The organism is Gilliamella sp. BG2 (genome assembly GCF_046635645.1).
GTDB lineage: Bacteria > Pseudomonadota > Gammaproteobacteria > Enterobacterales > Orbaceae > Gilliamella > Gilliamella bombi.
The window spans coordinates 1-9543 of sequence record NZ_JBIDFF010000043.1; the positions used below are offsets into that span (position 1 = coordinate 1).

Consider the following 9543-nt stretch of genomic DNA (forward strand, 5'->3'; position numbering starts at 1 on the left):
AACACGGTAAAAATGCGCTCAGCGAGTTTGATATGAGTCGCAATTGAATTTTTATTTACCATTAAGCAAGCAGCCCCGAATATTACCCCTAATGAACCAAAACCAATGGTCAGATTTTCCAACGAAAAATCGAAAAAAAAGTAGTTCATTAATAGCACGCAAATAACATAAAAGAAAAACATAGGCAAACGATATAGCTTCAATGCTTGGTTACGCCCAGCAAAACATAAAGGGACAAGCGAGATAATTTGTTCACGGGGTTTGAGCATGGCGTACACTTCGTAATGGTCAGCGTACTTTTCGGCTACTACCTCGACCTGATCGCCATCATTAAATTTATAAAAACCGAGCCAGCCTTTTAAAATGATAGTGCTATTTAATTTAGCGGTAATATATTGTGCATCCACATAATTACTACGGTCATTACCATTGGCATGGCCTAAGCCAGCCAGCGCAGCAATGCTATTACCATTTAAAGTAGCAAGTAGTGCGCCCTTTCTAAGCTGGTTGTTGTGTTTTTGTTTTTGCTCATCACTTAAATAAGCACCATCAGCAAGTGGTGCATAGCAAAATAGACCTTTAAACTCGGATAGGGTGCCGGTTAGTTTCACCAAATTTTTGGGCGGTAAGATTGGATCAGTAATACTAATACCGGTTTTTTTTAATAGCTGCTCTTTGTCTTTATAGATAGGGTCTTTGCCATCATATTTTGCGTAAGGCATAATCGAATTCCTTATGAACTTATTTTCTTTTTTTTTCTTTTTTTATTTTTAACACGCAAAGGCGGTCTGCTTTTTTTGCATAATACCTCTGGATCGTAGTAAAAAAATCCCCAACCTTCGCCAGGTTTGGGTGGTCTAATATATTGATCGGTAATATCATATTTAGTTGAATATTTACCTTGTTCAATTAATCTAACTATATATTGTTTACTTATTTTTACTAAATTGATATTGGTGACATCTTGCCAACCCAACACGGTAAAAATTCGCTCGGCGAGGGTAACATTCGTTGCTATAAAGTTTCTATAAACCATAAAAAAAGCTGTCCCTAATATTACCCCTAATGTACTAAAACCAATGGTCAGATTTTCTAAACTAAAATCGAGAAAAAAATAGTTCATGAGCAAGGTGCAAACAACATAAATAATAAAAAAAGGTAAATGATAGCGTTTTAATGCTTGGTTACGCCCCGCAAAACATAAAGGGACAAGTGAGATAATTTGTTCACTAGGTTTAAGCATGGCGTACACTTCGTAATGGTCATTGTGCTTTTCGGCGACCACCTCGACCTGATCGCCATCATTAAATTTATAAAAACCGATCCAGCCTTTTAACGTGATGGTGCCGTTTAATTTGGCAGTGATATACTGAGCATCTAAATCATTACTACGGTCATTACCATTAGCATGCCCCAAGCCAGCCAGCGCAGCAATGCTATTACCATTTAAAGTAGCAAGTAGTGCACCCTTTCTAAGTTGGTTGTTGTGTTTTTGTTTTTGCTCGTCACTTAAATAAGCACCATCACCAAGTGGTGCATAGCAAAATAGACCTTTAAATTCGGATAGGGTACCAGTTAATTTAACCAAATTTTTGGGCGGTAGGATTGGATCGGTAATACTAATACCGGTTTTTTTTAATAGCTGCTCTTTGTCTTTATAGATAGGGTCTTTGCCATCATATTTTGCGTAAGGCATAATCGAATTCCTTATGAACTTATTTTCTTTTTTTATTTTTAACTCGTAAGGGTGGCTTGCCTTTTTTGCATAACACATCAGGATCGTAATAAAAAAAATACCAGCCATCTCCTGATTTAGGCGGTCTAATATGTGGATCTGTTTTATTATTATATTCTTTTGCATATTTCCCTTGGGCAATTAATTTAGCAATATATTGCTTGCTTATTTTGCCTAAATTAATATTGGTAACATCTTGCCAACCCAATACGGTAAATATTCGTTCAGCAAGCGTGACATGGGTGGCAAGCGAATTTTTATAAACTATAAAAAAAGCTGCCCCCAAGATTACCCCTAATGTACCAAAACCAATGGTCAGATTTTCTAAACTAAAATCGAAAAAAAAGTAGTTCATTAATAGCACACAAATAACATAAAAGATTAACATGGGTAAACGATAGTGTTTAAATGCTTGGTTACGCCCAGCAAAACATAGCGGGACAAGTGAGATAATTTGTTCACTGGGTTTGAGCATGGCGTACACTTCGTAATGGTCAGCGTGCTTTTCGGCTACTACCTCGACTTGATCGCCATCATTAAATTTATAAAAACCGATCCAGCCCTTTAAAATAATAGTGCTATTTAATTTAGCGGTAATATATTGTGCATCCGCATAATTACTACGGTCATTACCATTTGCATGCCCTAAACCAGCTAATGCGGCAATGCTATTACCATTTAAAGTGGCAAGTAGTGCGCCCTTTCTAAGCTGGTTGTTGTGTTTTTGTTTTTGCTCATCACTTAAATAAGCACCATCAGCAAGTGGCGCATAGCAAAACAGACCTTTAAATTCGGATAGGGTGCCAGTTAATTTCACCAAATTTTTGGGCGGTAAGATTGGATCAGTAATACTAATACCGGTTTTTTTTAATAGCTGCTCTTTATCTTTATAGATAGGGTCGTTACCATCATATTTTGCGTAAGGCATAATCGAATTCCTTATGAAATTATTCTCTTTTTTTATTTTTAACCCGTAAGGAAGACCTGCCGTTTTTGCATAACACTTCTGGGTCGTAATAATAAAAAAACCAACCTTCACCAAATTTAGGTGGTCTAATATATGCATCTATTTTATTATTGCATTCTTTTGCATATTTCCCTTGGGCTATTAATTTAGCAATATACTGCTTACTTATTTTGGCTAAATTGATATTAGTAACATTTCGCCAACCCAACACGGTAAATATTCGTTCAGCAAGTGTCACATGTGTTGCTATAAAATTTTTATAGACCATCAGAGTAGCTATCCCGAATATTACGCCTAATGAACCAAAACCAATGGTCAGATTTTCTAAACTAAAATCGAAAAAAAAGTAGTTCATTAATAGCACGCAAATAACATAAAAGATAAATATGGGTAAATGATAGCGTTTTAATGCTTGGTTACGTCCCGCAAAACAAAATGGGATCAGCGAGATAATTTGTTCACTAGGTTTAAGCATGGCATACACTTCGTAATAGTCGTCGTGCTTTTCGGCGACCACCTCGACCTGATCACCATCATTAAATTTATAAAAACCGATCCAGCCTTTTAAGGTCATGGTGTCATTTAATTTTGTGGTAATATATTGTGCAGGAAAATAAGTATTTTGATCATTGCCATTAGCATGCCCTAAGCCAGCCAGCGCAGCAATACTATTACCATTTAAAGTAGCAAGTAGTGCACCCTTTCTAAGTTGGTTGTTATGTTTTTGTTTTTGCTCGTCACTTAGATAAGCTCGATTCCCTAGCTGAGCATAGCAAAATAGACCTTTAAATTCGGATAGGGTGCCGGTTAGTTTAACCAAATTTTTGGGCGGTAGGATTGGCTCGGTAATACTAATACCGGTTTTTTTTAATAGCTGCTCTTTGTCGTTATAGATAGGGTCTTTGCCATCATATTTTGCGTAAGGCATAATCGAATTCCTTATATAATTATTGAGGGATAGGCCAATTATAAATAATTTGCCAATCACTCGATGAGAATACTGGCATATTTTCTTTGATACGTTTTTGTTCTTGTTCGGCGTAATATTCGGCTAGCTGATCTTCATATTTTTTAAAGATCGCTTGCAGTGCCACAATTTCTTTTTCGGACGAGTTAAAGCGATAGGCAAAGTCATAATCTGCTATATTTTGCCCTTTGCCAAAACGGCAACGTCTTAACCATTTTTCGATATCATCGTCTTCAGCTAATTCGAAGTATAGTTGAAGTAAAAATATACCTAGACTAATCCATGGGTTTAAAGCGAGAGCTATTATTATCATGGAAATCTCTCCGACGGCGGTTACCATTATACTGACAAAGGCCGTTCTAGCCACTAACCCTGCAACTAATTGAATACCTCTATTCATTATTTTAATTAAACTGGTTTTACCCATTTGTAAAAATAAATCGGTGGTGGATACAATCAAGGTAAATAGAGATACATAATATAATGTTTTTTGAGTCTGATCTTTCTCTGAAGTGTCCTCGTTCCAATTTAAACCAATATCAATTAACCCCGCTATCACCCCAAAAAAGTTGCCTAAAAAGTTCATATTGGACAGTAATTTGGCATTAATTTGTCCTTTGTTGGCATATGCGGTAACTAACCGAAAGCTTGCTGCCATGGATGCCGATACCGCCATGGTTAATTGATAATCGGCTTGGTTTTGTTGGGCTTGGGTTTTTAATGAGTTATCGGTCACTATATAATAGATCTTCATGATATGCACCCCCAATATTGCCGCGGTAAAGCTTGCTCCCACCTTTTCATTGGTGATATGTTGCTTAATCAGGTTGGTGGCTTTTTGTGAGGCATTTGCCAGCTTTTCACCGACATTTTTGATATCAGAATACAAGGCACTTTTTAAGTTGTCTGCCCATTTGTTGTATGACGCCATTCTATTTTTTAGCGCAGTTTTAGATAGCCTTGTTGGCGATATGGCTATTAAAAAAGCTTCGGCAAATTCTGATGATAAATCACCGCCCATTTTTTGCATATATTTTAATAAAGCGATAAGTGCAGCACAGCTTCCCTCTTTAATTGGACGCAAATAGGCGGCTGTGATTTGGTTATCTATCGAATCACCATCAATTAATGAGTTTCGTTCGCTTTCAAATAAAGTAAAGAACTCTTTAACAAGATCTAATGCTTTATGTTCATCTTGTGGGTCAAAAAGTGAGTTACTAATGTTGGCAATGCTATTAGCGATGCCTATCATAGCATTGCTTTCAGCTGATTCGGCTTGATAAAATTCTAATACTGTTTCTAATTTATCTAAGAATTCGCCATAAGATTGCGGTTTTAATTGGGTTGTTTTATTTAATGATAATAAAAAGTTGACACATTTTTTTTGTTTTTCTTTATCTAATTTTCGATTAGCAAACACAGCCGACCAAATAATATTATGCCCCTCTAAGTTTTCGTCCTCAATTAATTGGGTAAATAATTGGGTAACTTTACTACTTTGGGCTTGCATGCCTAAGGTCATTAAAATATCGTTGGCAAACGCCAAATAATTATCATCATCTTGTGCAAAATCATCGGCCGACAATGAAATTGGATGCCTTTCTTTTTGCTTACTACAATCTACCCATAAAATTAAATCATTTAATAATCCTGCAATATAGTTTTCGGCCTCTTGCAAAAAAGCGGCATATTTTTCTTTATAGAGTTTATAACCGTCGTTTAAATGATTTTCATATTTGCGCCAACGCTTTTCGGCCGATTGTTCGGTTTTATTTTTTTCATGCCATACTGCTTTATACGCCTGAGCTTTAGCTTCAAATTCGATTCTCATTGCCGCTAATTTAATATCTAAGCGTTTAATGTCTACCATCTTTGCTTGTTTATTTAATTTAAATGCCCGTTCTAAAACTTGTGCGTGCCTTTTTTCACCCACTTCTTCAATCAGGTAATTTTCTTTTACAAATTGGACTAATATTGCGGCTCTATATTTTGTACTTTCTACCTTTTTTTCTATATCGGTTAAATTTGGATTAACATATGGGGAAATAAAATTATATTTTTTATATTCACTCACAATATTAATAACACGTTGGCCTTGGGCTTTTTGTTCTTCGCTCCATGGTACAATTCGGGTTGTATCGGTTCCTAAAATACCACTATCATAAGGTTTTACTTTTTCATTAAAATATTTTGCATCAGCAAGGTATTTTTTATTGGTGTTTTTTATATGTTTTTTAAAATCTTCTTCACTTTCCGCAAGATCGCTATTCTTTATTGCTTCTTCAAGCATTGCAATACCACTACAAGTGGCATTTTCACGCTGTCTTTCTATCATTATTTTTCTAAACGAGTTTAATGCACTGTTACTCCAATTACTTAACTCAGCAGCAATACCAATACTGTCGTTTAATACAACCATCATTGGTGAGCAATCTGTGCTGTTACGTTCGGCTGACATCATTTTTTTATGTAGATAGACTGAATACGGCTCTTTTGGGGTGATTTGGTCATAAACTGGCTTGGTTAATGATTGCCAAGGTGCTAATGTGCTTCGTTTTTTGAATAGCTGTTTATCATATATAAATGGTTGGCTAAGTATAGCACTTTGCGAAAGCGTACTTTTGTCTAATGGTTTATTATCATACAAATAAGGAAAGCAAAATAAGTAGTTGATGCTTTTAAATATTGGTAAGGATGTTGTGATTCTTTCTTTAAAATCATCAAGGTTTTGGATATCCAAGGTTGAGGCGATAGCTTCCTGATTAGCGGTAGTTATGCCAATTCCGTTAGTTTGCGAATTTATCCATTGCTTTGGTTTGATCAGTTGCATTCGCAAGTTACGTTTATCTTCATCATTAAGGTATTTTTTTAAAGTCTTAGCACTCCATTTATGTTCACTAAAAGCAAGCCAGGCTTTTTCACATTTTTCGGGGTTTGAAAGTGTAATAAAAGCGATATTGCTTGATAAATGGGCGCTGTTGCTGCAGGTCGTTTGTATATCATTGACAGGTATAGAAGGGTTTTCTTCACTTATGATATCACCAAATCTTAATAGATCTTGCTCTTTACTAATATCTTGTTGCCAAAAACCGCCGTTTTCATCAATTTTATAAATGGAAATATCTAATATAATATTGTCTTCATACTGACATAACACATAAAGATAACCTGTTCGCATGGTTCTTAGCACATATTTGCTATCTCCTTTTAAAATAGGCAGCATATCGTTTTTTGCCCATGAGGGTAAATCTGCATTGATATATTTAGGTGCAACAGCATAACGAACAGGATAAATTGGTAGGCCTTTAGATTGGCATTTTTCACATAAACCCATTATTTATTTCCTTTGTATTAATGATACATTCATCCGCTATAATATCCCATTGTTGTGGGGTTATAGTTTGTAATTGTTTTATTAGTGATTGGTGCCGATGTTGTCTTATTGCTTCGGCAATAATTGGATGTTCAATAAATTCAGGATGTATAACTAAACTATGATAAGCATATTCGGCTAGATCTCGTTTATCATGGTATCCTTTGAGGGTAGCATTTTGAAAAGATTGCATAATAATGCAATCAGCTTCACTTTCAGGTAAGCTATATTCAGGGTGAAAAAAATGATAACGAGCAAGTGTCTGATTACGGCTTTCAATCCAGTTTATTTGTTGCCATTGTTGCTTGATGATCCCCAAATTGCCAATAAGATTTTTACGTTCATCTCTGTGATTTTTTTCAATAATTAAATGACCATCACTGTTAAGATATAACCATGAATGAATCGGATTAAGTAATATTTTTTTTTGCACAAAAATGAAAATATTTAATAGTGGTGGTAACACCGATGGGTCAAAATAACGCAATAATTGTTTACCGTCACTTGAGGGTTGAATGGCAACTTTTCCTAACTCTTGTGCTAATACTTCAGCATTAAATGAGGAATAAATCCAGCCATATACAGAACGTGGTCTTGCAAATAACACTGTTTTAGGATCGATGGCTAAATAAAATTCCTGAATACTTTGTTTTAATATGGTTCGATCTTTTTCATTTTTTAAATCAAGTTCAATCAGTCCTGGTGTGTGTTTGATTTGGTAGCTGATATATCGAAATAATGTTAATTTTTTTTCTGCAATCAAATCGGTTAAACTGGTCTTTTGGTCATGTGATTGATAGATAAGGTAAAAATTTGCATCATTTTTTAATGACAGCGCAATAATCTGTTGAAAAACAGTCTCAATATCCTGCTTTTGTATTGATTTATTCATTTTATCCATAACTTATCCAAGTTTTACATTTGCTTTTTGTAGTTTATCCGCTTCTTGTATCGCCGATTCACAACCAGCAGGTAATAAAGCATCTACATCCATATTCGCTGGCCCCATCTTCTGGAACACATTACATTTAAGATAGATATTATCCTGTGTGCCAAGTTCAATGCCTTCACTGCTGATTTTGATATAAGAGCCACCACAGATGAGCGTTAGTTCATCGCTCGCTGTGATAGTTACCTCACCATCCACACTGTCCACTTTGATATCTTGCTTGGCAGCCATATTGAGGTTAGCATTTTGGGCTTGCACCTCGATATCGCCTTGGTTGGCAAATAGTTTCATCCCTGATTTTTGGGCAAATAAACCAATCGCTTCAGCCGATGATAGGGTGATATTTTTTAAGGCGTTGATATCGGTTTGGTTTTCACTGGTTAAGGTGAGGCTGTTAGCTGTTGTCAGTTGAATATTTTCAGGACTAGTTAGGGCGATGCCTTCTTGCGCATAGGCTAGTAGGCCACTTTGGGTTAGCTGAGTTAAGTTGGCTTTAAGTTGGTCTTGGCTGTCGGTATCGGCGCTGTGTGCTTCGGACTGGGTGGCGGCATTTTTTAGCGCTTTGGCAATGGAGAGGGCATTTTCAATTTGGGCAATGGCCGCTTGCATATCAAGCTGTTTGCCTTGGGCTTTAGGCTGGGTTTGGGTGGTTAAATATAAGCCTCTATTGGCGGCAATCGCCCCCCATTCGTCGGTGCGCAGTTCAAAACCTTCACCGCGGGGTTGTTTTTTTTCGTTAACTAAGTGACCGATATTAAGTTGAGTTTTTCCGTATTCGGTAGCCAGTTTGATATGCTCTTGCCCGCGTTTATCATCCATGCGCAGTTTGTTGTTGGCGGGGGTGCGAATGACATTGCGGTGTTTGTTGATGGTGGTAACAAGGTCGGGGTGAGCACTGTCATGCATTGCATGAGCGATATACGGCCTATCGGGGTTGCCCTGCATAAAGGCGATGGCCACTTCAGTGCCATCAATTAACGGGAAGTGAAAACCATAGGTGTTACCCGCATAAGGTTTGGCTAAACGTACCCATAAGCTTTCCGTGCCACTTTTCCATTGTTTCAGGTCGACATTAAATTTAACCCGATAGCGCCCTTGAGTGTCAATATAGCCATAGGTGTCATGGTTGGGACTGGTGACACGGGCAGGTAATGTACCACTAACTTGTGGCCAGCGTATGGGCGCAGGGCGATAGGGTTTTAAAGCTTGATAGGGAATGGCGGTAAAGGTGAGTTCATAGGCATCAGTGCGATTACCTTGCCCCTGTACACTTAAAATAATCACCCCGTCATTGATATCTGCCAGCGGACTGCCATTGATGTTAATCCATTGACCGGGAGCAAGGTTATAGTGGTTACTATTGCCTTTGAGGATAATTTTCTGGCTAATGGCCTGTTCATGGCGAATATGCGCATACCATTGGCCGCTTTCAATCTGATTATCGTGAGTGTTATTGTCATTATCACGATTATCGTCACTATTTTGCGGGTTTTCTTGGCCGTTGCTATCTAAGCCTTTATAGTGCTCGGCATAACGGTAGTCAGTGCCATAG

General features: G+C 37.1%; 7 protein-coding genes. All 7 read right to left on the minus strand.

Going from position 1 to position 9543, the window contains the following annotated elements; all coding sequences use genetic code 11:
* The coding region (locus tag ACGH6Q_RS11450; protein WP_411592862.1) for a hypothetical protein at window positions 1–722 on the minus strand (722 nt) is incomplete at its 3' end.
* An 11-nt stretch (window positions 723–733) separates the two neighbouring features.
* Window positions 734–1696 (minus strand): putative type VI secretion system effector, encoded by a 963-nt coding sequence (locus tag ACGH6Q_RS11455; RefSeq protein WP_411592863.1) that lies wholly within the window; start codon window positions 1694–1696, stop codon window positions 734–736.
* 19 nt (window positions 1697–1715) lie between these two features.
* Window positions 1716–2663 (minus strand): putative type VI secretion system effector, encoded by a 948-nt coding sequence (locus tag ACGH6Q_RS11460; RefSeq protein ID WP_411592864.1) that lies wholly within the window; start codon window positions 2661–2663, stop codon window positions 1716–1718.
* Between the two features lie 19 nt (window positions 2664–2682).
* On the minus strand, window positions 2683–3630 hold the full coding sequence (locus ACGH6Q_RS11465; protein WP_411592865.1) for a putative type VI secretion system effector: 948 nt from the start codon (window positions 3628–3630) through the stop codon (window positions 2683–2685).
* Between the two features lie 19 nt (window positions 3631–3649).
* Window positions 3650–7003: a T6SS effector BTH_I2691 family protein gene (locus ACGH6Q_RS11470; protein ID WP_411592866.1), complete on the minus strand. Its 3354-nt coding sequence runs from the start codon at window positions 7001–7003 to the stop codon at window positions 3650–3652.
* Window positions 6990–7943, minus strand: coding sequence for a hypothetical protein (locus ACGH6Q_RS11475; protein ID WP_411592867.1), 954 nt, complete (start codon window positions 7941–7943; stop codon window positions 6990–6992). The genes ACGH6Q_RS11470 and ACGH6Q_RS11475 overlap by 14 nt, the downstream gene beginning before the upstream one ends.
* A 3-nt stretch (window positions 7944–7946) precedes the next feature.
* A partial coding sequence (locus tag ACGH6Q_RS11480) for a DUF2345 domain-containing protein (RefSeq protein WP_411592868.1) occupies window positions 7947–9543 on the minus strand: 1597 nt, incomplete at its 5' end.

Coding starts and splice junctions, on each gene's coding strand:
- ACGH6Q_RS11455 (WP_411592863.1), bottom strand. CDS start 1,696: ATGCCTTACGCAAAATATGATGGCAAAGACCCTATCTATAAAGACAAA.
- ACGH6Q_RS11460 (WP_411592864.1), bottom strand. CDS start 2,663: ATGCCTTACGCAAAATATGATGGTAACGACCCTATCTATAAAGATAAA.
- ACGH6Q_RS11465 (WP_411592865.1), bottom strand. CDS start 3,630: ATGCCTTACGCAAAATATGATGGCAAAGACCCTATCTATAACGACAAA.
- ACGH6Q_RS11470 (WP_411592866.1), bottom strand. CDS start 7,003: ATGGGTTTATGTGAAAAATGCCAATCTAAAGGCCTACCAATTTATCCT.
- ACGH6Q_RS11475 (WP_411592867.1), bottom strand. CDS start 7,943: ATGGATAAAATGAATAAATCAATACAAAAGCAGGATATTGAGACTGTT.